At 46.7% G+C, this 24,666-nt stretch carries 23 protein-coding genes; 6 read left to right on the top strand and 17 right to left on the bottom strand.

Annotation, left to right across the window (positions count from 1 at the left end; translation table 11 throughout):
- Window positions 1-32: 32 nt before the first annotated feature.
- Complete coding sequence (gene spoIIM, locus RRU94_RS14855) at window positions 33-662, bottom strand: stage II sporulation protein M (protein ID WP_251270965.1); 630 nt, start codon at window positions 660-662, stop codon at window positions 33-35.
- A gap of 48 nt (window positions 663-710) precedes the next feature.
- Window positions 711-1,256 carry an NUDIX hydrolase gene (locus RRU94_RS14850; protein ID WP_315695279.1) on the bottom strand — a complete coding sequence of 182 codons (546 nt, stop codon included), beginning with the start codon at window positions 1,254-1,256 and terminating at the stop codon, window positions 711-713.
- A 67-nt stretch (window positions 1,257-1,323) separates the two neighbouring features.
- Here RRU94_RS14850 and RRU94_RS14845 point away from each other — a divergent pair, with 67 nt between their 5' ends.
- Together RRU94_RS14845 and RRU94_RS14840 are read left to right on the top strand one after the other, a co-directional pair.
- A complete protein-coding gene (locus RRU94_RS14845) occupies window positions 1,324-2,247 on the top strand; it encodes an aldo/keto reductase (RefSeq protein ID WP_315695277.1) in 924 nt (307 codons plus the stop codon).
- Window positions 2,196-3,158: an alpha/beta hydrolase gene (locus RRU94_RS14840; RefSeq protein ID WP_315695275.1), complete on the top strand. Its 963-nt coding sequence runs from the start codon at window positions 2,196-2,198 to the stop codon at window positions 3,156-3,158. Before RRU94_RS14845 ends, RRU94_RS14840 begins: the two co-directional genes overlap by 52 nt.
- 280 nt (window positions 3,159-3,438) lie before the next feature.
- Here RRU94_RS14840 and RRU94_RS14835 read toward each other — a convergent pair whose 3' ends face one another.
- A complete protein-coding gene (locus tag RRU94_RS14835; RefSeq protein WP_315695273.1) occupies window positions 3,439-4,215 on the bottom strand; it encodes an SDR family NAD(P)-dependent oxidoreductase in 777 nt (258 codons plus the stop codon).
- Window positions 4,205-5,170: an MBL fold metallo-hydrolase gene (locus RRU94_RS14830; RefSeq protein ID WP_315695271.1), complete on the bottom strand. Its 966-nt coding sequence runs from the start codon at window positions 5,168-5,170 to the stop codon at window positions 4,205-4,207. Before RRU94_RS14830 ends, RRU94_RS14835 begins: the two co-directional genes overlap by 11 nt.
- A 153-nt stretch (window positions 5,171-5,323) precedes the next feature.
- Between RRU94_RS14830 and proC the strand changes: the two genes are divergently transcribed.
- Window positions 5,324-6,145 (top strand): pyrroline-5-carboxylate reductase, encoded by an 822-nt coding sequence (proC, locus tag RRU94_RS14825; protein ID WP_315695269.1) that lies wholly within the window; start codon window positions 5,324-5,326, stop codon window positions 6,143-6,145.
- On the opposite strand, the gene rnz is transcribed toward proC, so the two are convergent.
- Window positions 6,142-7,059: a ribonuclease Z gene (gene rnz, locus RRU94_RS14820; RefSeq protein ID WP_315695977.1), complete on the bottom strand. Its 918-nt coding sequence runs from the start codon at window positions 7,057-7,059 to the stop codon at window positions 6,142-6,144. The two genes, proC and rnz, sit on opposite strands and share 4 nt — an antisense overlap.
- 128 nt (window positions 7,060-7,187) lie before the next feature.
- Here rnz and zwf point away from each other — a divergent pair, with 128 nt between their 5' ends.
- On the top strand, window positions 7,188-8,687 hold the full coding sequence (zwf, locus tag RRU94_RS14815) for a glucose-6-phosphate dehydrogenase (protein WP_315695267.1): 1,500 nt from the start codon (window positions 7,188-7,190) through the stop codon (window positions 8,685-8,687).
- Between the two features lie 332 nt (window positions 8,688-9,019).
- On the opposite strand, the gene RRU94_RS14810 is transcribed toward zwf, so the two are convergent.
- The 3 genes from RRU94_RS14810 to mce form a co-directional block, all read right to left on the bottom strand.
- Entirely contained in the window at window positions 9,020-10,135 is a 1,116-nt protein-coding gene (locus RRU94_RS14810; RefSeq protein ID WP_315695266.1) for a M20/M25/M40 family metallo-hydrolase, read from the bottom strand.
- An 83-nt stretch (window positions 10,136-10,218) separates the two neighbouring features.
- A complete protein-coding gene (locus RRU94_RS14805; protein ID WP_315695264.1) occupies window positions 10,219-11,769 on the bottom strand; it encodes an acyl-CoA carboxylase subunit beta in 1,551 nt (516 codons plus the stop codon).
- Entirely contained in the window at window positions 11,766-12,176 is a 411-nt protein-coding gene (gene mce, locus RRU94_RS14800) for a methylmalonyl-CoA epimerase (protein ID WP_251270975.1), read from the bottom strand. The genes RRU94_RS14805 and mce overlap by 4 nt, the downstream gene beginning before the upstream one ends.
- Before the next feature lie 123 nt (window positions 12,177-12,299).
- On the opposite strand from mce, the gene prli42 reads away from it, so the two are divergent.
- Complete coding sequence (gene prli42 / locus RRU94_RS25705) at window positions 12,300-12,395, top strand: stressosome-associated protein Prli42 (RefSeq protein ID WP_410493026.1); 96 nt, start codon at window positions 12,300-12,302, stop codon at window positions 12,393-12,395.
- On the opposite strand, the gene RRU94_RS14795 is transcribed toward prli42, so the two are convergent.
- The 5 genes from RRU94_RS14795 to RRU94_RS14775 all read right to left on the bottom strand — a co-directional run bounded on the left by RRU94_RS14795 (window position 12,388) and on the right by RRU94_RS14775 (window position 18,857).
- On the bottom strand, window positions 12,388-13,374 hold the full coding sequence (locus RRU94_RS14795) for an aromatic acid exporter family protein (RefSeq protein ID WP_251270976.1): 987 nt from the start codon (window positions 13,372-13,374) through the stop codon (window positions 12,388-12,390). The two genes, prli42 and RRU94_RS14795, sit on opposite strands and share 8 nt — an antisense overlap.
- A 58-nt stretch (window positions 13,375-13,432) precedes the next feature.
- Window positions 13,433-13,870 carry a BrxA/BrxB family bacilliredoxin gene (locus tag RRU94_RS14790; RefSeq protein ID WP_251270977.1) on the bottom strand — a complete coding sequence of 146 codons (438 nt, stop codon included), beginning with the start codon at window positions 13,868-13,870 and terminating at the stop codon, window positions 13,433-13,435.
- A 198-nt stretch (window positions 13,871-14,068) separates the two neighbouring features.
- Window positions 14,069-15,151: a methylmalonyl Co-A mutase-associated GTPase MeaB gene (gene meaB / locus RRU94_RS14785; RefSeq protein WP_315695259.1), complete on the bottom strand. Its 1,083-nt coding sequence runs from the start codon at window positions 15,149-15,151 to the stop codon at window positions 14,069-14,071.
- Entirely contained in the window at window positions 15,148-17,331 is a 2,184-nt protein-coding gene (gene scpA / locus RRU94_RS14780; RefSeq protein ID WP_315695257.1) for a methylmalonyl-CoA mutase, read from the bottom strand. Before scpA ends, meaB begins: the two co-directional genes overlap by 4 nt.
- Complete coding sequence (locus tag RRU94_RS14775) at window positions 17,328-18,857, bottom strand: methylmalonyl-CoA mutase family protein (RefSeq protein WP_315695255.1); 1,530 nt, start codon at window positions 18,855-18,857, stop codon at window positions 17,328-17,330. The genes scpA and RRU94_RS14775 overlap by 4 nt, the downstream gene beginning before the upstream one ends.
- A gap of 186 nt (window positions 18,858-19,043) precedes the next feature.
- On the opposite strand from RRU94_RS14775, the gene RRU94_RS14770 reads away from it, so the two are divergent.
- Window positions 19,044-19,904, top strand: a complete 861-nt coding sequence (locus tag RRU94_RS14770; protein WP_315695253.1) for a DUF1002 domain-containing protein — start codon at window positions 19,044-19,046, stop codon at window positions 19,902-19,904.
- 36 nt (window positions 19,905-19,940) lie between these two features.
- Here RRU94_RS14770 and RRU94_RS14765 read toward each other — a convergent pair whose 3' ends face one another.
- From RRU94_RS14765 to lpdA, 4 genes are read right to left on the bottom strand one after another with little or no spacing between them, the layout of a single operon-like run.
- A complete protein-coding gene (locus tag RRU94_RS14765; RefSeq protein WP_315695251.1) occupies window positions 19,941-21,170 on the bottom strand; it encodes a dihydrolipoamide acetyltransferase family protein in 1,230 nt (409 codons plus the stop codon).
- A gap of 20 nt (window positions 21,171-21,190) precedes the next feature.
- Window positions 21,191-22,174, bottom strand: a complete 984-nt coding sequence (locus tag RRU94_RS14760) for an alpha-ketoacid dehydrogenase subunit beta (protein WP_315695249.1) — start codon at window positions 22,172-22,174, stop codon at window positions 21,191-21,193.
- A complete protein-coding gene (locus tag RRU94_RS14755) occupies window positions 22,174-23,181 on the bottom strand; it encodes a thiamine pyrophosphate-dependent dehydrogenase E1 component subunit alpha (protein ID WP_315695247.1) in 1,008 nt (335 codons plus the stop codon). The genes RRU94_RS14760 and RRU94_RS14755 overlap by 1 nt, the downstream gene beginning before the upstream one ends.
- A gap of 14 nt (window positions 23,182-23,195) precedes the next feature.
- Window positions 23,196-24,611 (bottom strand): dihydrolipoyl dehydrogenase, encoded by a 1,416-nt coding sequence (gene lpdA, locus RRU94_RS14750; RefSeq protein ID WP_315695245.1) that lies wholly within the window; start codon window positions 24,609-24,611, stop codon window positions 23,196-23,198.
- Window positions 24,612-24,666 lie beyond the last annotated feature (55 nt).

Genomic DNA, 24,666 nt, shown 5'->3' with positions numbered 1-24,666 from the left:
TATTCCCTATTATAACAAAAGGCGTCAATGAATCAAAAGAATTTATTTACGAGAATATTCATAAATTGGCTTGAAATAAACGCCTCTGTTAAAGACGCAAGCAATATAGCTGCCGCTCCTGCTGCAGCGTACCCTATATAAGAAAAAACACTTTTGGTAACCGGAAGAGGCATTGTCTGCCGGGTTGTAATTTTTTGCACGAGCCGGATCGAGCAGGATGCCGACATCACAGCGGTAAAAAGAAAAACGGGAATGAGAATCAGATTTTGCGGCAAAATGGCCAGAAGCGACAGAAAGAGCCCGTCCCATTTCATTTGCTGGATAAGAAAGCCAACAGAAAACCCTGTTACAGCTCCTTTAATAAAAAGAAGAATAAAAATAAGCGGCAGTCCGATAATCGAAATGCCGGCGACCCACATCGCCCCTGTAAACTTTATGTTATGAATTAAGCTCTCCACAAAAAGATCAGTCGGGTTGGCAACAGTTCCAGACGAAGACTGGCCGAAAAACTCTTTTACATACGTGTACAGCTCCGATTTCTGCACCGGTTCCATGCTATTGACTGTAATGGCTCCGAATGCTGTTCCCGTCATAAACAATACGGCTGAAAACAAATATAGTGCGGCTCTTTTTTGAATGTGTTCGATGATGGCAGTCCACATAAATGGAGGCCCCCTCTCTTTTCGCACTATATGAGAGGGGAGCCCTTATTATGCCAGGCCGTTTAAGCGGATATATTGCAGTGCCCAAAGTGTTTTAGCATCAAAAATACGTTCTTTTTTCGCCAGTTCCTCTGCTTCTTCCAGCGTGACTTCGAGCAGGTCTACAAACTCATCTTCATCTGCTGCAAGTCCGCCCTCAACCTTTTGAAGCTGCTCCGCTAAAAAAACATGTACAAGTTCATCGGCAAATCCCGGCGATGTGTAAAACGATTGAATAGGCTGGATACTGCCTGGACGATAGCCTGTTTCTTCTTCCAGCTCCCGCGCGGCACAAAGAGACGGCTCTTCTCCTGGCTCCAGCTTTCCTGCCGGCACTTCAACGAGCGGGCGCTCCAGTGCTTTCCGGTACTGTTCTACCAAAATGATTTTCTTTTCATCTGTAATCGCGATCACACAAACCGCCCCCGGATGTTTAATTAATTCTCGTTTTGAGTGCTTTCCATCCGGCAGTACAACCTCATCCACTCGTACCTGTATCACTTTTCCGCTGAAAATCGATTCGCTTTTCATTGTTTTCTCTTCAAATTTGTGCATAAAGGTCCCTCTTTTCTATTTTTTTCTTCCATATGTTACACTGTACAAAAAAGGAAGGTGATGCAAATTGAATAAACGTGAAATTGGGAAATCTGGTATTTACGCCAGCGAGCTGGGTCTTGGATGCATGTCCATTGGCACCGAAGAAAAGCAGGCAGAAACGCTTTTAAAAACAGCCCTAGATGAAGGCATCACCTATTTTGATACAGCTGATTTATACGACTTTGGTGTTAATGAACAGCTGGTCGGCAAAACATTGCGCGCAGTTCGTGACCAGGTCGTGATCGCGACAAAAGCAGGCAACCGCTGGACCGAGTCGAAGAACAGCTGGACATGGGATGCCTCAAAGGCATACATAAAAGAAGCAGCCAAACAAAGTTTAAAACGGCTCAGTATTGACTATATTGATTTATACCAGCTGCACGGCGGCACCCTTGAAGATCCCATTGATGAGACAATCGAAGCATTTGAGGAATTAAAAGCAGAAGGGCTTATCCGCGCTTATGGTATTTCCTCCATTCGACCGACTGTGATCAATGAATATGTAAAAAGATCGAATCTTTCAAATGTCATGATGCAGTACAGCATACTGGACCGCCGTCCTGAAGTACAGGCGCTTCCTATTTTAGCAGAGAATGGCGTCACTGTCGCCGCACGCGGTCCGGTGGCCTTCGGACTTTTAACCAGCCACTGGCGTGACAAGCTCTCAAAGGCGGCAAAAAAAGGGGTTAACTGGTACAGTGAGCCGGAACTCGAATCGGTGCTGTCAACACTTGAGAAAAACGTACCGGAAGGACGCACACTAAACGGGCTTGCTTTCCGCTATGTGCTCGGTCATCCAGCTGCTGCTACTGTTGTGGCCGGGGCAAGCTCCGTTGAGCAGCTGAAAGAAAATGCCCGTGCCGTACGGGAAGCAGCGCTGACGGAGGAAGAATACAAATGGATACAAGATATCTCAAAAACAGCCGACTACGACGCGCATCGGCTGTAAAAAAGGGCCTGGCCGCCAGCGCTTCCGCGGTACTGGCCATAGCAGGAACCGGCCTTTATCTATCCCAGCGGATTTTGTATATCGCCAAAAAAGCGGAAGAAGCGGTTGCAGAACGGGAAACGAGAGCCGGGCGATTCGACCTTGAGCTATACAGGCAGCTTCCAAAAGAAGAAGTGTGGGTCCGCTCTATAGACGGTACCCGTTTAAAAAGTGTTTTTATTACGCCCAATCCCGGCCGTCCATATGTGATCTTCTGCCATGGAGTTACAGAGCATAAAATCAACTCCGTAAAATATATGAATGTATTTTTAAAACGCGGCTTTAACGCAATTCTTTTTGATCATCGCCGACACGGGGAGTCCGAGGGATCTTTTACAAGCTATGGTCATTTTGAAAAGCAGGATTTAAAAGCCGTCATTGATGAATTGATCCGCCGGGAAGGTGAGAGTGTCCGCTTTGGCATCCATGGAGAATCAATGGGTGCCGTTACGCTTTTACTTTATGCCGGCACAGTGGAAGACAAAGCATCTTTTTATATAGCCGATTGTCCGTTTTCAGATTTTCGGCAGCAGGTGCGTCATCAAATGAAAAGGGAGCTCGGTTTTTCTCCTCCCTTTTTTATGACGATTGCTGAATGGGCCGTTTGGCTGCGCGGGCGTTATAAAATGACAGAGCTGTCTCCGCTTGAAGCGATTCAATCCATCGAGAAGCCGGTTCTTTTTATTCACAGCAAAGAAGATGACTTTATCCTTCCTGATATGACAGAAGCGCTGTTTGAAGCAAAAAAGGGGCCGAAACAGCTCTTTATGGCCGACAAAGGCGGACACGCTCAATCTTATAATGAAAATCCGGAAGAATATGAAAAAGCCATTGATCGCTTTCTGGCAGAGTTTGATTTATATCCATCATAAAAAGGAGCCGGCTCGGCTCCTTTGAGACTGTCGACAAAGTCGTCAGTCTTTTTTATAAAAGTTTTCACCGCCGAAAATAGGCAGGAGACTTTCCAAGAAACATTGCTTCTTAAAAAGAGCCGATAGGGAAAGCCGGCCGGCTGGGCCGCATGGCGACATAGACGGGGCCCCATGGAAAGCGAAGCCGCCTGCGCGACTTGCATAAAAAAGAAACGAAAGAAATCCTTTGGCAATTAATTTTATTTGTCTACAATCTGCAAGGAGCCGAATCGGCTCCTTTTTATTTTTTGAAAAAAGCGTTTTTCCCCAGCTTTTCAACTGCGTTTGGAAACAGGGAATGAATGCGGCTGCCTGCGGCCATCCAGCGCGGAACATTCACTTCCCGCACCGGCCGTCCGATGATGGCAATCGTTTTTTCGGCTACTTTTTTTGGGTCCAGCATAAAACGGCCGGCATTTTTTACGTACGTGCCTTCCGGGTCGGCCTGATCAAAAAACGGGGTCGCAATCGGGCCGGGATTAATGGCCGTCACCAGCACCCCGGCCCGGCTCATTTCCATTCTCAGGCTATTCGTGTAACCGAGTACTGCATGTTTTGTTGCCGCATAAACGGCTGACTTTGGCGTAGCCATCTTGCCGGCTTGTGACGCAATATTGATAATATGACCGCTCCGGCGCGCCATCATGTGCGGAATAACCAGTTCACAGCACGTAATCAGCCCGCTCACATTTACATCAAGCATCTGCTTGGTTTCCTCCGCCTTCGCTTCATGTGCCCATGTAAAAAAACCGACTCCCGCATTGTTAATCAGTACATCAACCGTGCCTATTTGTTTAAACACCTCTTCCATTCTCTGCCTGTCCGCCACATCCGCTTCAAACACGCGGACAGAGACGCCCTGTCCGCTCAGCTCCTTCTGCAGCTTCTTTAACCGGTCCAGCCGTCTTGCAAGAAGCACAAGACGGTATCCTTTTGCTCCGGCAGCCCTCGCAAGTTCTGTACCAAGTCCGGATGAAGCACCTGTGATCACCACAACTTTTTCTTGATTACGCTCCATAGTAATAAATCGCTCCGTCCTCTGCCCGGTCTGCACGAATACTTCCCTGCTGGAGCAAATAATCGACTTGTCCGGCTGTTTCAGACAGCGTTAAGCCGGTTTGTTTTTCGTATACTTCCGGAAACAGCTGGATACACAGCTCAAACATAGTCATAGGCCGGCTTTGAAGCATGGATAAAACAAGCATAGCCCGTTCGTGCTGCCGTTCAAAGCGGCGCTGAAGCAGCGGCTTGATCGATGAAAGATCATTCCCATGCCCTGTCATCACATGGCTGATATCCAGATCCATTATTTTTTTCAGTGAATGATGATATTGAAGCAGTGACTTGCTTCGTTCCCCTCCCACCTCCATTGGCGGTTCAATCAGAGGATTTGACGAAACAGTTTTTAGTATATGGTCTCCGGCCAGAAGGAGGCCGTCCTTTTCCCGGTAAAAAACAAGATGGCTCTGTGCATGGCCCGGCGTTTCAAACACACGAAAATCCGGCAGGCCCGGTACAGTATCTCCCTCTTTTAAAAAACCGCTGAGCCGGCTCCTCTGCGATCCAAAAGACAGTGCTTTTTCTAGATTCGCTGCCATTTTGTACTTGTCTGCCGGAATACCAAACTCTTTAAAAAGAGCGAGGAAAAACACTTTGCGCCATTGCATAAAGGGCTCATTATAGGAAAGCCAATTTTTGGCGTACTCATGACCATATATATGGACGTTAAATTGATCTAAAAGCCCGATATGGTCAGGATGATGGTGAGTTAAAACCACTTGTTCAATGTCCGAAGCCTCGTAGCCAGCGTTTTTCAATCCTGCTTTTAAGGCGGCGTCTGCTTCTTCCGTACGAATACCCGCATCGATCAGGGTCAGCCGGTCTCCTTTTACAATATATGTATTGACGTCACCGATTGGAAAAGGGGTTGGCACCGTTATTTTTATAATATCCTTATACATTTCAATCGCCATTTTTTCACCTCATTCTTGCTTATGTACTCATTGTTCTATTTCATGCAGCGTTTCAGAAAGGAATTGTCACTCCCTTTATCCTCTCCTCTTGACAGATGGGTGATTATTCCGCATAATCACTTGAAAAGTCAAAATGTTTAGGCAATGGGAGGAATGAAATTGAAAACTGTTTTTATCGGCGCGGGCTCTATGGCAGAAGCCCTCATCGCTGGAGCTCTGCAGAGCGGTGCATTAAAGGCTGACCATACATATGTAACCAATAAAGCCAATGATGCCAGGCTGCGGCAGCTCGCGGATGAATTCGGGGTTCAAACCGGCTATGAAGCCGGCGCCGCTGTGCGGGATGCTGATCTGGTTGTGCTGGCTATGAAGCCGAAAGATGCAGAAGCCGGCCTGTTAAGCATTCAGCCTTTTATTCAGGAGAATTCGGTTATCGTCAGTTTACTTGCTGGTGTCAGCCTTGACTTCATTGAGGAAACGATCGGCAAGCCGTGTGCCATTATCCGCTCGATGCCTAATACGTCCGCTGCAGTCAGAAAATCCGCTACGGCGATTGCCCTGAACCGCTTTGTTACAGAAGAACAGCATGCTGCTGCCATTCATTTATTTTCGGCTATCGGCACCGTGATTACGGTCGATGAATCGAAAATGGATGCTGTAACGGCTGTTTCTGGAAGCGGCCCTGCTTACTTCTATTATGTAGCAGAAGCGATCCAGCAGGCTGGCGAAGATCTTGGCCTGGACCATGATACAACGAAGGAACTGCTCATGCAGACACTGCTCGGCGCTGCCAGCATGTTCTCCAAACATAACGGCCAGGCCGCTGCCCTCCGAAAAGCCATCACAAGTCCTGGCGGCACAACCGAAGCGGCTGTGCGCACATTCGATGAATTTCGGGTAAAACAGGCGATTGAAGCAGGCGTTAAAGAAGCAGCTGTCCAATCAAAGCGCCTTGGCAATGCTTATATCCGCTAATCAATCGGAACTTCCAGGAAATCATGTGCAATCACAACAGATGGGAACCGTTCAGCCGCTTCCTTTACAAGCTGATGTTCTTCTTCTTTCGTATAGCGGGAGCTGATATGGGTCAGGCATAGTTTTTTAGCTCCAGCTCGTTCCGCTGTTTCGGCTGCCTGTTTCGTAGTTGAATGAAAATAGTCACGGGCCATCTTTTCACTTTTCGCATCAAACGTCGCTTCATGAACGAGTACGTTTGCGTTGAGAGCCAGCCGGACAGCACTTTCACACTGTCTTGTATCACCCAGGACAGTGATGATTTTTCCCGGCTGCGGGCCGCTTGTGTAGGGAGCTGGGTCAATAACCCGCCCATCCGGGAGGGTAACCGTCTGTCCTTCTTTTATTTTTTTATAAACGGGGCCCGGCGGAACCCCATCTTCGCGCAGCTTCTCAACAAGCAGTTCGCCTGGCTTTTCCTTTTCAGCAAACCGGTAGCCGTATGAATCAATTCCGTGATCAAGCTTTTCGGCTGTTACAAGCATGTGGCTGTCTTCAAACACCATTCCTTCTTGAATTTCTTCGATTAAAAGAGGGTACTGTAAATGAGTATTGCTGACTAAAAGAGCTGTTTCAATAAAAGCTCTTATGCCGGACGGCCCATACACGGTTAACGGTTCCGTCCCGCCTTGAAATGAACGGCTGCCAAGTAATCCAGGCAGTCCAAAAAGGTGATCGCCGTGCAAATGCGTAATGAAAATTTTTTCTATGCGGCGCGGCTTTAAGCTCGTATGTAAAATTTGATGCTGTGTGGCTTCACCGCAGTCAATCAGCCAGACTGCACCGCGCTCATTCAGCATTTTCAGGGCGATGGACGTAACATTACGCCGTTTTCCAGGAACGCCAGCCCCGGTACCAAGAAATAAAAGTTCGATCAGAAACACTCCTTTGTTTATCTTCTTTTGACATATATGTATCATAAACAAAAATACTTGTCACTTTCACTGTTTTGTGAAAAAATGCAATAGTATAAAAATGAAAACTCAAAAGCGGGGTTACTATCGTGAAACAATTCGAAACGCCATCAGCGCTGACAATCCTGTTCGGCGCAACAGGAGACTTGGCTAAAAGAAAATTATATCCGTCCCTTTATCGTCTTTACCGGAAAGGACATTTAGCTTCGGGCTTTGCCGTAATCGGAACAGCACGCCGCCCATGGGACAATGAAGTGTTCCGGGAACACGTAAAAGAATCCGTCATGAAATCCACTTCTCTTCATGACCAAATAGATGAATTTATTTCACATTTTTATTATCTGCCGCACGATGTATCGGATTCCGAGTCGTATGCTGAATTGCGGACACTGGCCGACGAGCTTGACCAAACTTATACTCTCGGTGGCAATCGTCTTTTTTACCTGGCGATGGCACCAGAATTTTTTGGAACAATCGCCGATCATTTAAAAGCAGACGGTTTAACCGATACAGAAGGCTTTGGGCGTCTCGTGATTGAAAAGCCATTTGGCCATGATCTTCCTTCTGCTCAAGAGCTGAATGCCCAAATTCGTCAATCATTTGATGAAAAAGACATTTACCGAATTGACCATTATCTTGGCAAGGAAATGGTGCAGAACATCGAAACAATCCGTTTTGCCAACGCGCTGTTTGAACCGCTTTGGAATAACCGATATATTTCAAATATTCAAATTACATCCAGCGAAACGCTCGGTGTGGAAGAGCGCGGCGGTTATTATGAAACAAGCGGCGCATTAAAAGACATGGTTCAAAACCATATGCTGCAAATGGTAGCCCTTCTTGCTATGGAACCGCCAATCAGCCTTCAGGATGAAGAAATCCGGCTGGAAAAAGTTCGGGCTTTCCGTTCTATGCGTCCGTTAACGCCTGAAACGGTCAATGATTATTTTGTCCGCGGCCAGTACGGTCCGAATGAAGGTGAACTTCTTCTTGGTTACCGCCAGGAGAGCAATGTGGATCCCCAGTCCAATACAGAAACATATGTAGCTGGAAAAATCATGTTTGATAATTTCCGCTGGGCGGGTGTGCCATTTTATATCCGCACAGGAAAACGGATGCCGATGAAATCGACAAAAATTGTAGTTCAGTTCAAAGATATCCCAATGAACCTGTATTATCGTCCGGATGATCAGGAATTGGAGCCAAACTTGCTCGTTATTCATATTCAGCCGGAAGAGGGTATTACGCTTCACTTGAATGCAAAGCGTGCCGGCCATCAGCTGGAAACAACACCAGTTAAGCTTAGCTACGCAAACAACGGCGTTGATATTATGAATACACCTGAAGCATATGAAAAGCTCATTCATGATGCCATGCGCGGTGATTCAACGAACTTCACGCATTGGGATGAAGTATCTCTTTCCTGGAGCTTTGTGGATGTCATTTCAAAAGCATGGCGTGAGGAAAAAGCTCCGTTTCCAAATTACGCGGCTAACACGAAAGGACCACAGGCAGCCGATGCACTCCTTGAGAAAGACGGCTTCTTCTGGTGGCCGCTGAACATGCTTGATGTAGATGTATGTAACTAATCTTTCTTATGAAGACGCCTTTTAAAAGGCGTCTTTTTTCGTGCCCATATCGATGTCGGTCTTTACGGTCAAACAGCGCCCGCCATTGCGTTCATTTTCTTATCATATACTATAAAGGTACCGTAAAACTATTATATTTCTTTATTTTTTACGAATGAGCTCATTTATGAAGGTGCTTATCCCTTTTGCAAGAGAGACATTTGTATGCAATGAATAAAAAATAAAGACGCGGCAAGGCTGTATTGTCTATAGCGGCGTGACTCCTTTAAAAAAATGGCTGAAGAGCTCTTATACAAGCAAAAAGCAGCTGCCGAAACGGGCAGCTGCTTTTTTTATTCTGCTGTAATTTCCACAATAGCGACCGCCATTTCGGCAAGCTTGACTAGTTCTTTTACCGGCATTTTTTCGTTCACTGTATGAATATCTTCGTATCCGACAGCCAGGTTGACAGTTGGAATGCCAAAACCGGCAATGACATTGGCGTCGCTTCCGCCGCCGCTTGTTAAAAGCTCGGATGGCCGGCCGATTTTTGCGGCAGCTTTTTGTGCTACTTGTACAACATGATCGTCAGCACCAAATTTAAAGCCTGGATACATGACTTCAATTTCTACTTCTGCACGTCCGCCCATTACGGCTGCCACTTCTTCAAAAGCGGCTTTCATTTTACCCGCCTGCTCCTCCATTTTATCCGGTACAAGCGAGCGGGCTTCCGCCAAAATTTTAACATAATCACAAACGATATTGGTTGCCTGTCCGCCTTCAAAGCGGCCAATATTCGCAGTCGTTTCCTCGTCAATCCGGCCAAGAGGCATGCGCGCAATTGCTTTAGCAGCCATTGTGATCGCTGAGACGCCTTTTTCAGGTGCTACACCGGCGTGCGCTGTTTTCCCGTATACATGCGCCGTAATTTTGGCCTGCGTCGGTGCGGCTATAATAATGTTGCCGACATCCCCGTCACTATCAAGAGCAAATCCGTATTTAGCTTTGATAAGGGATGGGTCAAGCACTTTCGCTCCTACAAGCCCGGACTCTTCCCCGACTGTAATGATAAATTGAATGTCTCCGTGCTCGATATTACGCTCTTTGAGCTGGCGGATCATTTCAAACATGGCCGCAAGCCCGGCTTTATCATCCGCCCCTAAAATGGTTGTGCCATCCGTTTTGACGATGCCGTTCTCTACAACAGGCTTTACCCCGTTGGCCGGAACCACTGTATCCATATGAGAGGTAAAATAAATTGGGTCAACGCCCGGTTTATTTCCCGTCAGGGTACAAATTAAATTGCCGGCTCCATGTCCTGTTTTTGCCGCTGCCTCGTCTTCATGAACATCCAAGCCAAGGTCTTCAAATTTCTTTTTAAGCAGCTGGGCAATCACCTGTTCATGCTTTGTTTCTGAATCTGTTTGTACAAGTTCTAAAAATTCATTTACTAAACGTTCTTCATTCATCGCGCAGCACCTCCACATTTTCTCACTTTTTCATTATAAACATTTCAAGCGGAAAAATCAGCCAGCAAGCGCTGCAGCACCGCTTATAAAGGCATGTTTCCATGTTTTTTCTTTGGCCGGTCCTCTTGTTTTGTCCGCATCATATCAAGAGCCTGAATTAATTTAATGCGTGTTTCGCGCGGATCAATGATATCATCCACGATCCCGTGGGCTGCCGCCACATAAGGGTGAGCAAATTTTCTGCGGTACTCTTCTATTTTCGCCTGACGGGCCGCTTCTGGATTTGGACTTTCGGCAATTTCACGGGCAAAAATAATATTTGCAGCGCCTTCAGGCCCCATAACGGCAATTTCCGCATTCGGCCAGGCAAATACGAGGTCAGCGCCAATGGACTTTGAATTAAGGGCAACATAAGCACCGCCATACGCTTTTCTTAAAATCACTGTAATTTTCGGCACGGTCGCTTCTGAATAAGCGTACAGAATTTTGGCACCGTGGCGGATAATTCCGCCCAGCTCCTGCTTCACACCCGGAAAAAAGCCTGAAACATCTTCAAATGTAATAAGGGGAATATTAAACGAATCACAAAAGCGGATAAACCGGGCTGCTTTATCAGATGAATCGATATCGAGCCCTCCTGCCATACATTTTGGCTGATTGCAGACAAGACCGACCGCTTCTCCTTTTATTCTGGCAAAGCCGACTACAATGTTTTTGGCGAATTCTTTTTGAACTTCCATAAAAGAGCCTGTATCGACAACTTGGCTGACAACGAGGCGCACATCGTATGGACGAAGCCCGTCAAATGGCACTATATCCGCCAAGTCGTCTCGGTAATCGCTTTCATCTTTTACTGCAGAAAGAGGTGTTTTTTGATGATTGTTCTGAGGGAGATAGGTTAATAATGTGCGCACGCCTTCTATGACTTCTTCTTCTGTACGGCCGCGAAAATGGGCATTGCCGCTGACGGTGTTATGTACCTTCGCCCCGCCTAAATCTTCGGCCGAAATTTTTTCACCTGTTACCGTTTCAATCACTTTGGGGCCTGTAATAAACATCTGGCTCGTTTGGTCGACCATAAACACAAAATCAGTAATGGCCGGCGAATACACCGCGCCGCCTGCACATGGGCCCAAAATAACTGAGATTTGCGGAATCACTCCTGAATAAATCGCATTCCGATAAAAAATTTGGCCGTATCCATCAAGCGAAAGGACTCCTTCTTGAATACGGGCTCCTCCTGAGTCGTTTAAACCGACAAAAGGAGCACCATTTTTAGCCGCTAAATCCATTACGTGAACAATTTTCTGTGCGTGCATTTCACCGAGAGCGCCTCCGAAAACGGTAAAATCCTGTGAGAACAAATAAATCGGACGGCCGTTTACTTTCCCGTATCCCGTGACAACTCCGTCTCCAGGCCCCTCGATGTGGTCAAGTCCAAAGTCTGTGCTCCGATGTTTGACAAATGGGTTTAATTCGACGAATGTACCTTCATCTACAAGCAGGTCAATCCGCTCACGTGCTGTTTGTTTTCCTTTTTCATGCTGCTTGTCAATTCGCTCGTCGCCGCCGCCCAATTCCACTTCCCGCCGTTTATCCTGCAAATAATGAATAGCATCAAACATATCCTTCATGCTTTGCCCTCCCCTTTTTCACACAGTTCCATCAGCACGCTGCCTGTTGACTTCGGATGCATAAAAGCAATTTTAGCTCCTCCCGCACCGGCGGCCGGCTCTTCTTGAATCATCTCAATTCCCCGGCTTTTCATCTCTGCTATTCTCGTCTCGATATCTTTCACGTTAAACGCGATATGGTGGATGCCAGGCCCTCGTTTTTGGATAAACCGGGCGATTGGGCTGTCAGGCGCAGCCGGCTCTAATAATTCCAATTTTACATTACCGGCATCAATAAAAGCGACGCGCACCTTTTGTGACGCGACTGTTTCTGTTTTGATATGAGTCATGCCAAGCTGCCCGGTATACAGTGAAAGTGCTGCTTCCAATGATGAAACGGCTATGCCAATATGATCGACTTTATTCATGTTCCCATCCCCTTTGATGAAAATAGATAAGCGGTTAAATGGCGTTTCTTCTGCAGTGAGCCTGTTGAAAATCCGCTTCATTGCCGGTACAATAATACTCAACAACCCTTAAAGGAGAGTTTCATGCGTAATAAAACATTTCAAAAGATTATTGTGTATTTAATGTTATTTGCAATGTTGATTTCAACACTTATGTTTGGCTTAACGATGTTTATGTAACAGAAGGGCGGCGCCTATGGGCTGCTCTTTTTTTCATGCCCCGGAACCGTGCTTTAATACGGAGATATCGTTCCATTTCCCTTACAAACTGCAAAAGAGCAGCACGTGCTTCGAACTCTTCGCGTGTTTTCGGTAAAGGCATTTCTTCAAATTCCCGTTTTAAATCATTTAAATGGCTTAAATGCAGCTTGGCAGTATTGCCTGGGTGAATATTCCCTTTTACTTCTTCCATAAAAGAAGCGATCATTTCCGCCTGCTCCGGACGGTGAGAAATAGAAATCACGACTGAAATAAGCCGTTCGATAATTTCAAACTGCTTTTCACGCATCGTGAAGTACTGATAAAACAAGCTGTTATGACGGGTAAAATGGTTTTGTACGTCTTTGTAGGAAAGCGATTTTGCCCGTTTAAGCAGCTCGGCCGTTTCCGTCAGTTCTTTTCCGTCCCAAGTGTGTTCATTCGTTCGTAAGTAAGAGATAATTTCTTTGAAAATACGCTCGAACAGTTCTTCTGTCTGCTGCTGCATTTTTACAAGCTCGTTTTCTACGCTCGGCATGTAGGAATTGAGTACAAGTGCTATGCCTACTCCTATGATGACAAGAGCCATTTCATTTAAGAGAAGCGCTGTAGAAACTTCTTTTGCAGCATACATATGCAAAATAAGAACGGTGCTTGAAACAATGCCTTCCTGTACTTTAAGCGCCACGGTTGTCGGAATAAAGACGATTAAGATCAGGCCGATCACAACCGCGTGATACGCAAGCAATTCAAAAAAAACGGCGGAATAAAAAAGAGCGAGCATCCCGGCTACAAGACGGGTCCAGGAAGCTTTTAAAGACTGCTGCTTCGTGTTTTGAATACACAAAATGGCAATAATGCCGGCAGAAGCCGAGTTGTGAAGGCCGATCCATTCAGCAATTAAAATAGACACCGCTATACCAAGAGCCGTTTTGGACGTTCGGTACCCGATTTTGATCATTACATTCACCTCGAATTAAAGAAAGCCCTGCCGCACACGGCAGGGCTTCAGGTCATCCTTACACTTCTTCGCAGTGCTGATCGAAGAGTGATTGCAGATGTTCAACGACAGACATCGGGTGATGCCCTTCAATTTCATGGCGTTCCACCATCGCTTGAATCTGTCCATCTTTTAATAAAGCAAAAGATGGAGAAGACGGCGGATAACCTGTGAAAAAGCTGCGCGCCTGAGCTGTCGCTTCTTTATCCTGCCCTGCGAACACAGTCACTAAACGGTCAGGGCGCTTGTCATAATGAATCGCATGTGCTGCTGCTGGACGGGCAATTCCTCCGGCACAGCCGCATACAGAATTCACCATTACAAGTGTTGTTCCTTTTTCGTTTAGAGCTGCATCGACTTCCTCGGGTGTTGTAAGCTCTGAATAGCCGGCCGCTTTGATTTCATCGCGCGCCTGGCGAACAACATCATTCATGAAAAAATTAAAATTCATTCCCATGTTTTTCTCTCCTTTGTGATTAGTAGCTTAATCATAAGGGAAAAAAACGTTTATTTCAATAAAGCGGCTCCTCTCTTTTATATGGCTTTAAAAATAATGTTTACTTTTTTAAAACGCGGGTAGAATAATAAGGCAACTGGATCCATACCCCTAAACTCCCTGTATTGACTGGCTGAGTGCAACTCGGCCGGTCCTTTTTTATTTATAAGCTTGAAGTACTTGTTTACAAAGTGCCCGGGCGGCCTGGGCTGGAGTTACACTGCCCGCCATGGACTGCTGTTCCCAGCCATCGAGATGCTCCTTCACGTACGGATGATGATAAAAATAGCGATCCAGCTCATCTGCAATCAACGTATGCATCCATGCTTTTACCTGAGTACGGCGCCGCTTATCAAATGTACCCGTTTTTTGTGTAACGGATTGAAAAGATTGGATCGCCTGCCAGAGCATATCTATGCCTTCGTTTTCCAAAGCGGAGCACGTATAAGCTTTGGATTTCCATCCTTCCGTATATGGCTTTATCGCATGAAGAAACTGTTCGTATTCCTTTCTCGTTCGTTCAGCCAGCGGCTTATTCGGACCATCTGCTTTGTTGATTACAATGGCATCTGCCAGTTCCATAATCCCTTTTTTGATTCCCTGCAGGTCATCTCCGGCCCCCGTTAACACAAGCATCATAAAAAAATCAACCATATTGCGAACGATGCCTTCACTTTGGCCTACGCCAACTGTTTCTACGAGGATGACATCAAAGCCGGCAGCTTCGCATAAAAGAATGGTTTCGCGTGTTTTCCCGTGTACACCGCCAAGCGTTCCTCCGGATGGCGAAGGGCGGATAAAAGCATTTGAATGCTTCGCCAGCTCTTCCATTCTTGTTTTATCCCCTAAAATAGAGCCTCCTGAAATGGAAGAGCTCGGATCAATGGCCAAAACAGCAACCCGGCGGCCCTGTTCACATAGCATAAGGCCAAATGATTCAATAAACGTGCTTTTTCCTGCCCCCGGCACCCCCGTTATTCCAACCCGAATCGAGTTTCCTGTATGCGGCAGCAGCAGTTGAAGCAGCTGCTCGCTATATTCAAAATGAGCCGGTGTGCTGCTTTCTATACAAGTAATCGCCTTTGCCAAATCCGTTACCGATCCGCTCCTTACTGCAGCAGCGAGTGATGCTGGCTCAGGCAGCGGACGGTTCTTTTTGCGAAACCTTTTGGGCGGCGGTGCTGTCATGCCATCATGAGACGCGTTGCCCTTTTCCTCTCCTCCTTTTTGTTTACCGCTCATTCCACCACTTCCTCATACCCAAGCCGTTCATAAATTTTTTCTAAGATTACTTGAGCAGAAACAGGAATAATGGTTCCCGGCCCAAAAATAGCAGCAGCGCCATGGCTTTTTAAAAAAGCATAATCTTTTGGCGGAATCACACCGCCTACAAACACGACAATGTCTTCCCGCCCGCGGTTTCTCAATTCCTCTACGAGCGCAGGCAGCAGCGTTTTATGAGCAGCAGCAAGAGAACTAAAGCCAACGGCATGAACATCATTTTCAACTGCTTGTTTGGCTGTTTCTTCCGGCGTTTGAAAAAGCGGTCCGATATCCACGTCAAAGCCTAAGTCTGCATAAGCAGAAGCAATCACCTTCGCTCCCCGGTCATGGCCGTCCTGCCCCATTTTAGCAACTAAAATCCGTGGACGCCGCCCTTCCTGTTCTTTGAATTCTTCCGTCATCTTCTGAACCGCTTCTATTTGTTCTGCATCCGAGTAATGTTCACTGTACACACCGCTCACTGTCCGGATCACCGCCTTATGCCTTCCGCTTGCTGCTTCTACAGCAGCAGAGATTTCACCGAGCGTTGCCCGCAGTCTTGCCGCTTGAACAGCCAATTCAAGCAGGTTTCCCTTACCTGATCTAACAGCCGTTGTAATCGCTTCGAGTGATTGTTTAACTTGGTGATTGTCACGGTTTTGCCGCACGTTTCTCAGCCGGTCCGTTTGTTCTAAACGGACAGCAGTATTGTCAATGTCCAAAATGTCGATCGCTTCCTCCTGTGAAAGCCGGTCCCGGTTTACGCCAATAATCACTTCTTCCCCTGAATCGATTCTTGCCTGGCGGCGGGCAGCCGCTTCCTCGATTTTAGACTTCGGAATCCCTGTTTCTATCGCTTTTGTCATCCCGCCAAGCGTTTCAATTTCTCCAATATGGGCCCATGCACGTGTCATCAGCTCATCGGTGAGTGTTTCTACATAATACGAACCGCCCCATGGATCAATCACATTGGTAATACCTGTTTCCTCCTGTAAAAAGAGCTGTGTGTTACGGGCAATCCGTGCCGAAAAATCGGTTGGAAGAGCGATAGCTTCATCAAGGGCATTCGTATGAAGAGATTGTGTGTGCCCCATCGCTGCAGCATGTGCTTCAATCAACGTTCTTGTCACATTATTAAACGGGTCCTGTTCGGTTAAGCTCCAGCCGGATGTTTGCGAGTGGGCCCGCAGCATGCGCGATTTTGGATTTTTAGGGCCAAATGGCTTCATCAGCTCTGCCCACATCCGCCGGGCGGCACGCATTTTCGCCACTTCCATAAAATAATTCATGCCGACCGCCCAGAAAAAGGATAGCCGGGGAGCAAAAGAATCAATGTCAATGCCGGCAGCAAGTCCTGTACGGACATACTCCAGTCCGTCAGCGAGCGTATAAGCAAGCTCCAGGTCAGCCGGTGCACCGGCTTCCTGCATATGATAGCCGGAGATGGAAATCGAATTGAATTTTGGCATATGAGCCGATGTGTAACCCAAAATATCGGTGATAATCCGCATGGAGGTTTCCGGCGGATAAATGTACGTGTTGCGCACCATATATTCCTTTAAAATATCATTTTGAATCGTGCCGGCCAGTTTTTCTTTCGCTACTCCCTGTTCTTCTGCCGAAATAATATAAAAAGCCATAATAGGCAGGACAGCGCCGTTCATGGTCATAGAAACCGACATTTGATCAAGCGGTATGCCTTTGAATAATATATTGGTGTCTTCTACAGAGTCAATGGCGACGCCAGCTTTGCCCACGTCCCCGACCACACGCGGATGATCGGAGTCATACCCCCGATGGGTCGGCAGATCAAACGCAACAGAAAGCCCCTTTTGACCCATTGCTAAATTGCGCCGGTAAAACGCATTGCTTTCCTCGGCTGTTGAAAAGCCGGCATATTGGCGAATGGTCCACGGACGCGTGATGTACATGGTTGGATAAGGGCCACGGGTAAATGGGACAATACCTGGATAATCATTTGTATGAGCAAGTCCCTCAGTTTCTTTTTCTGTATAGAGGGCACGCAGGCGAATGGATTCGTTTGTTTGGAAGGATAGTGCCTCATACAACTGCTTGATGTTGGCTGATGCTTGTTTCTGCTCCCGTTTCGATGACGGTTCGGACGGCCGGTTAAACGGATTTCGCTTTTTTAAATTCATGCAGGACGGCCTCCCTTAAACACGGCAAGGATTTGCGTGAGTTTTTTTACCGTGTCGTCTCCAGCCGCAATCCGTCCGTCAGCCCCCTCCACTGCCTGGCTTCCGGCACTATCAATCACCGCACCGTTTGCTGCTTTTTTCAGCGAAGGCGCCAGAGAGGAACCGAATTGTTCATACGTCTCATCGGAGCCGCAAATGCAGTAGTAGCTTGTTGAATGGTTTTGGATAAACGCAACAGCTTCCTCTATTGTGCGGCACCCCTCAGAACAAATTGTTTTAATTCCTCCCGCAGACAAAACACCTGCCGCATAATCGGCCCGCTTTTGATAAGTTTTCCGTTCACCGAAACAAATCAATCCCGCTGTAAGAGACTGTCCAGTTTGTCGCAGCTTTACAGCTTCCAATCGAAGCGCTTCAAATGGCTCTGCTGTTCTTTTTGGCACAACAGGCTGGATAAGTTCTCCCCGTGCTGCTTTTTGTACCGCCGGCTTCTTCGGCTGCTGGACCTGCCCTCCTGGATCAGCGTAGTGGTTAACCCCGATCATTTTAAACCGGAGCTTCGCTGTATCTTGTTCTTTTTTTGTGCGGACCGCTTCTATATTTTTTTGAATCGATCCAGCCGTTAAGGCCTGCTTGATCCCGCCGGCTTCTTCGATTTCCGCAAATAAATCCCAGGCTCTTCGGCCAATTTCTTCGGTAAGTGACTCGATATAATAAGAGCCTCCTGCGGGGTCCATTACTTTGTCGAGCAGTGCCTCATGCTTTAAAATGGACGGTATGTTGCGGGCCATCCGCTCAGCAAGCTCGGAGGAAGCTCCTTCTTTTATTTGATCAAATGGGGATACTTTTACATAATCAACATTTCCAACGACAGCAGCAAACGCGGCGCTGCTTGTACGTAACAGGTTTACATGAGGATCTAGGACAGACAGCATCGATTCACTTGTTTCCACACTCAGCACCGGCTTTTGATGGCCTTCAATCTGATATATATCCACAAAGGCAGACCAAAGTGTGCGGAAAGCCCGGATTTTCGCTATTTCTGTAAAAAAGCTGGTGCCGGCGGCAAAATGAAACAGCCACTTTGAGACCGTCTCCCACTCTTTTCTTTCCGCTTTTAAAAAGCAGGCCGCCTCCGAAAGCGCCAAGGCGAGTTCCTGAACTGCATTCGCTCCGGCTGTGTGGTAAGGAACGGTATTAACGGTAATCCTTTCTCCTTTTCGTACAGCTTGAAGAGCGGAATCTTCTGGAAAAACGCCGGCTGCAGCACCGGAAGAAATAGGGTCGATCCCCAGCTCAGCATTTGTTTCCGGAAAAGACCACGCAGCTCGAAACCCTCTGGTAAACGGCTTTTCACCTGGCAAAGGTGAAAGTACGCTGCGATCTTCCTTCACATACAACGGTTTCAACTGAAATCCTTCTGCAGTTTCTGTACACAAAGCCGATAAAGAAGCGCCTTTTAATGCAGCTTCTGCAGCTGCTTTCCAATCTGCCTCTGATACCGGTGGAAATAATTGATCAGCCAAGTTCCCACTCCTCTTCATTTTGTAATCGGTTACAAATAAAAAGTAAGCAATTGGATATTCTCTTTATTGTAATATAAGCACCACTTTAGAAGCAATGCACTTTAGCCAAAACGTGAAAAAATATCAGCCGCATGCTATTCTATTACTAGCTCTACGGAGCCAATTTTAGAATTCAGGAGAGAGAGTATGAGAAAATTAATGGGTTTGCTTGGGGTTGCCGTTTTGAGTTTTGGTACTGCCGTTTCTGCAGATAGTACGCCCGGCGATACAATGGTCACGCTTGGCGAAAATTTAACACCTGCCCAAAAAGAAAAGGTGCTTGAAGAAATGAACGTACCAGCGGATGTTCAAACGATTACGGTATCCAATGCGGAGGAACACAAATATTTGGGTGAATATATTCCAAAAGCCCAAATTGGGACAAAAGCCATCTCATCAAGCAAAATTACAACGACGGAATCTGGTTCCGGATTAAATGTAGAAACCCAAAACATTTCATGGGTATCGAAAGAAATGTACACCAATGCCTTATCTACTGCCAGTGTAAAAGATGCTGATATTTTCATTACAGCCCCGTTTGAGGTGTCCGGTACTGCTGCTCTAACCGGCATTATTAAAGCCTATGAAACGACGACTGGTGAAAAAATTCCCGAAGAACAAAAACAAGTAGCCAATGAAGAAATGGTGACAACGGCTAAGCTTGGTGAGGACATCGGACAGGAAGATGCCACTCAGCTGATTGAACGAATTAAAGAAGAAGTGGCCGCTCAGAATCCACAAACGCTTCAGGAAATTAAAGTGATTGTCAATAATATTTCCAACGAGCTTAATATTACGCTGACCGACGCACAGACAGACCAGCTTGCTGGTTTATTCAATAAGATGAAAGATTTAAATATCAACTGGGATCAAGTAAACTCCCAAATTGATAAAGCAAAAGAACAGTGGGACAGCTTTAAAAATTCGGAAGAAGGACAAGGCTTTCTACAGTCCATTATCGATTTCCTTCAATCAATCGTCGACAGCCTTGCCGGCTTGTTTAAATAAAAAAACAGCTTCTCCCAAATAGGAGAAGCTGTTTTTTTAATAAATCGGCATTGTATCTTCTGAAGCCGCCTCTAACAATTCTTTCACACGCTGCATAAACCGCCCGCATACAAGCCCGTCAAGCACGCGATGGTCGAGTGACAAGCACAGGTTTACCATATCCCGCACTGCGATCATACCGTCAATAATTACAGGACGCTTCACAATCGATTCTACCTGTAAAATAGCCGCCTGCGGATAATTGATAATGCCCATTGACTGAACAGATCCAAACGAGCCTGTATTATTTACCGTAAAAGTACCCGCGCTGACGTCTTCAGTTGTCAGTGTACCGCTGCGCGCTTTTTTAGCCAATTCATTTACATCTCGGGCAATGCCTTTGACGGTTTTCTCATCCGCATGCTTCACAACCGGTACAAACAGCTTGTCGTCTGCTGCGACGGCAATCGAGATATTAATATCCTTTTTGCGGATAATGTGGTCGCCCGCCCACATGGCGTTCATTTCCGGAAACTCTTTTAACGCACGCGCGACTGCTTTCACAAAAAAAGCAAAATACGTTACGTTGTACCCTTCCGCTTCTTTGAATGACGTTTTAATGGAATCCCGGTAACGCACAAGGCTGGTAACGTCCACTTCTACCATCATCCACGCATGAGGCACTTCTTGCTTTGTTTTCACCATATTGGCTGCAACCGTCTGCTTAATGCCATCGATTGGCACAATGATATCGCCTGTTTGCGTTTCAAATGATTTCTTTGTTTCAGCGGCCGGAGTGCTGGCCGTTGCCGTTGGAGGCACAACGCTTTTTACTCCGCTGTCGATGACTGCCTGCACATCTTTACGGGTAATGCGGCCGCCTCTTCCGCTTCCTTTGATTTCTTTTAAATCGATGCCATGAAGCTGCGAAAGCTTTAATACTGCCGGTGAATATCGGCTGCTTTGATCAGCGGCTGATTGAGCAGATGTTTCACCTTTTACAAATGTTTGAGCTTCAGGCTGCTTTTCCGGCTCTTTTGTGGCTGCTTCTGTTTCAATGGTGCAGATCACTTCGCCAACAGCCATTTTTTCATCTTCTTTTGCTACAATTTCACTAATGACTCCGGCGAAAGAAGACGGAATATCAGCTGTTACTTTATCGGTCAGCACTTCAGCGATCGGGTCATATTTATTCACATAATCTCCCGGTGCAACAAGCCATTTGGTAATGGTTCCTTCTGTTACACTTTCGCCGAGTTTAGGCATTTTCATTTCTTGAATTGCCATGGTGCGCCTCCTCTTTCTTATTAAAATTCAGCGAGATCACGCATTGCTTTCTCTACTTTTTGGGGATTTACTAAAAAATGCTTTTCTAAAGGTGCTGCATATGGCGTAGCTGGCACTTCAGGCCCAGCCAGACGCGCAATTGGAGCATCCAGATCAAACAAGCAGTGCTCGGCAATAATCGCCGCTGCCTCACTGATTACACTGCCTTCTTTATTGTCTTCTGTAATCAAAAGTACTTTCCCTGTTTTGGAGGCGGATTGAATAATTGTTTCCTGGTCAAGAGGATAAACCGTCCGAAGATCGACTACTTCTGCACTGATGCCTTCCCCTGCCAGCTTTTCGGCCGCCTGCAGAGCATAGTGAACGCAAAGACCATACGTAATCACGGTAATGTCTTCTCCTTCGCGCTTTACGTCCGCTTTGCCGATTGGAAGTACATAGTCATCTTCCGGCACTTCCCCTTTAATGGAACGGTACGCCTTTTTATGCTCAAAAAATAATACCGGATCTTCATCACGGATAGCGGCTTTTAAAAGCCCTTTTGCATCATACGGTGTAGATGGAATCACAATTTTCAGCCCCGGCTGGTTGGCAAAAACGGCTTCTACCGACTGAGAATGATATAATCCCCCTTGAATGCCGGCTCCATACGGCGCCCGAATGACAATTGGGCAGTGCCAGTCGTTATTGGACCGATATCGGATCCGCGCAGCTTCTGAAATAATTTGGTTCACTGCCGGCATAATAAAATCGGCAAATTGCATTTCAGCGATGGGTCGTTTTCCAACCATGGCCGCACCGATAGCTACGCCGGCAATCGCCGATTCAGCAAGAGGCGTGTCAAGCACCCGGTCTTCTCCAAACTGTTCATAAAGCCCGGCTGTTGCTTTGAAAACACCGCCTTTTTTCCCAACATCCTCACCGAGGATAAATACGTTCGGATCGCGTTCCATTTCTTCGCGCATCGCCATGGTCACTGCTTCGATATACGAAATAACAGCCATTATTTTTCCGCCTCTCTTTCTTCTTCGGCGTAAACAAATTGAAGAACCGATTCTGGATTTGCAAAAGGTGCTTCTTCCGCATACTCCGTTGCATCGTTAATGACGGCAGCAATTTCTTTTTCAAGCTGCTCTTCACGCTCGTCACTTAAAAGACCTGCTTCTTTTACGTACAGCCGGAAGGAGTGAAGCGGATCTTCTTTTTTCGCGCTTTCCACTTCTTCTGCTGTCCGGTACGAACGGTCATCATCATCAGATGTGTGTGGCGTCAACCGGTATGTGAGTGTTTCAATTAACGTAGGTCCCTCGCCGCGACGCGCACGGTCGGCGGCTTCTTTTACGCACTTGTACACTTCAATCGGATCATTTCCGTCAATCGTATAGCCCGGCATCCCATACCCTGCTGCCCGGTCTGATACGCGGGCTGCAATTTGCTTGTTTAACGGTACTGAAATAGCATACTGGTTGTTTTCACACATAAAAATAACCGGCAGCTTGTGCACGCCCGCAAAGTTTGCTCCTTCATGGAAATCACCTTGATTAGAAGACCCCTCTCCGAACGTCACAAATGAAACGATCGGTTTTCGATCCATTTTCGCTGCAAGCGCAATGCCGACAGCATGCGGCACCTGGGTCGTTACCGGGGATGATCCTGTCACAATCCGGTTTTTCCGCTGTCCGAAGTGCCCAGGCAGCTGGCGCCCTCCTGAGTTTGGGTCTTCTGCTTTCGCAAAAGCAGAAAGCATCAGGTCGCGAACCGTCATGCCAAAAGCAAGTACGACTCCATAATCACGGTAATAAGGTAATATGTAGTCCTCTTTTCTATTTAACGCATAAGCAGCACCGACCTGCGCCGCCTCCTGGCCCTGGCCCGATACGACAAATGGGATTTTTCCTGACCGGTTTAAAAGCCACATTCTTTCATCGAGACGGCGTGTAAGGAGCATTATTTCATACATGCCGATTACGTCCTGATCGGTTAATCCTGCTTGTTTATGTTTAGATTCCATTTCTCCCGCTCCCTTCAAAAGTGAATCGCTTTTCCATCCAGCATTAGAGCTGCTTCTCCTATCGCTTCCGATAAAGCAGGATGCGGATGAATGGCTGCGCCAAGCTCCCAGCCGGATGCATCGAGCAGCTGGGCCAATGCAGCTTCTGAAATCAGCTCGGTTGCATGCGGTCCAATTACATGAACTCCTAGTATATCATCCGTTTTAGCATCTGCCACTATTTTTACGAATCCTTCTGTTTCACCATATACAAGAGCTTTCCCATTCGCTTGAAATGGAAATACACCTGTTTTAATTTTCGTTCTTTCAAGAGCAGCCTGCTCTTCCGTCATACCGATACTGGCCGCTTCTGGATGTGAGTAAATACAACGCGGAACAGCCGAATAATCAACGGGGTCTGCCGCTTTTCCTGCCATATGTTCAACGGCTGTAATTCCTTCGTAAGAAGCTACATGTGCCAGCTGCAGCCCTCCCGTTACATCGCCCACCGCATAAATGTGCGATTCATTTGTCTGCATCCACTCATTCACTTGGATCACGCCGTTTTCAACCTTAATGTCCGTGTTTTCAAGTCCAAGCTGTTCCGTGTTTGCTGTACGACCGGCGGCAACAAGTATTTTCTCTGCCGAAAAGGCTTCGCCTGCTTCTGTTTGAATCGAAACAGTACCCGAGTTTTTTTGCAGCGTGTCTGTTTTCACTTTTGCATTTACGATAATTTGAACGCCTCTTTTTGAAAGCTGGCGTGCCATTTCGGCCGAAACCGCTTTGTCCTCAAACGGCAAAATTCGGTCTCCGTATTCAAGAATGGTGACCTTGCTGCCAAAGTCAACAAGCATAGATGCCCATTCCACTCCAATCACACCGCCGCCTACAATCATAATGGACGCCGGGATCTCTTTCATCTCAAGTGCTTCGTCCGAAGACAAAACGATTTCGCCATCCGGCTGAAGGCCCGGAAGATGCTTTGGACGCGATCCTGTTGCGATAATGACATTCCGTGGTACGAGCATTGCATTTTCTGTTCCATCATTCATTTCAACCGAAACTGTTCCGGCCATCGGTGAAAATAAAGATGGACCCAGCAGGCGCCCCGTCCCTTCATAAAGGTCAATTTTCCCTCGTTTTAAAAGGGACTTTACGCCGTTATATAATGTATGTACAATTTCTTCTTTTCTTTCCTGTACCCGCTCAAAATGAACGATTGGACTGCCCGCTTCTATACCAAATGATGCAGCTTCTTTTACCGTTCGCTGAACGTCTGCACTTCTCAGCAGCGCTTTTGTTGGAATACAGCCTTTGTGCAGACAAGTGCCGCCTACTTTCCCTTTTTCAACCAGGGCTGTTTTCAACCCAAGCTGTGCTGCACGAATGGCTGCCGTATATCCACCGGTTCCTCCGCCTAAAATGACAAGATCATATGTTATTGTCATGTACTTCGCTCCTTATTTATAATTCCTTTATCATTTTATACGGTTTTTAAAACTA

It is taken from the genome of Domibacillus sp. DTU_2020_1001157_1_SI_ALB_TIR_016 (assembly GCF_032341995.1).
GTDB classification, from domain to species: domain Bacteria; phylum Bacillota; class Bacilli; order Bacillales; family Domibacillaceae; genus Domibacillus; species Domibacillus indicus_A.
Note: the sequence above shows the minus strand (reverse complement) of the source record. Positions and strands in the feature narration are given on the sequence as shown.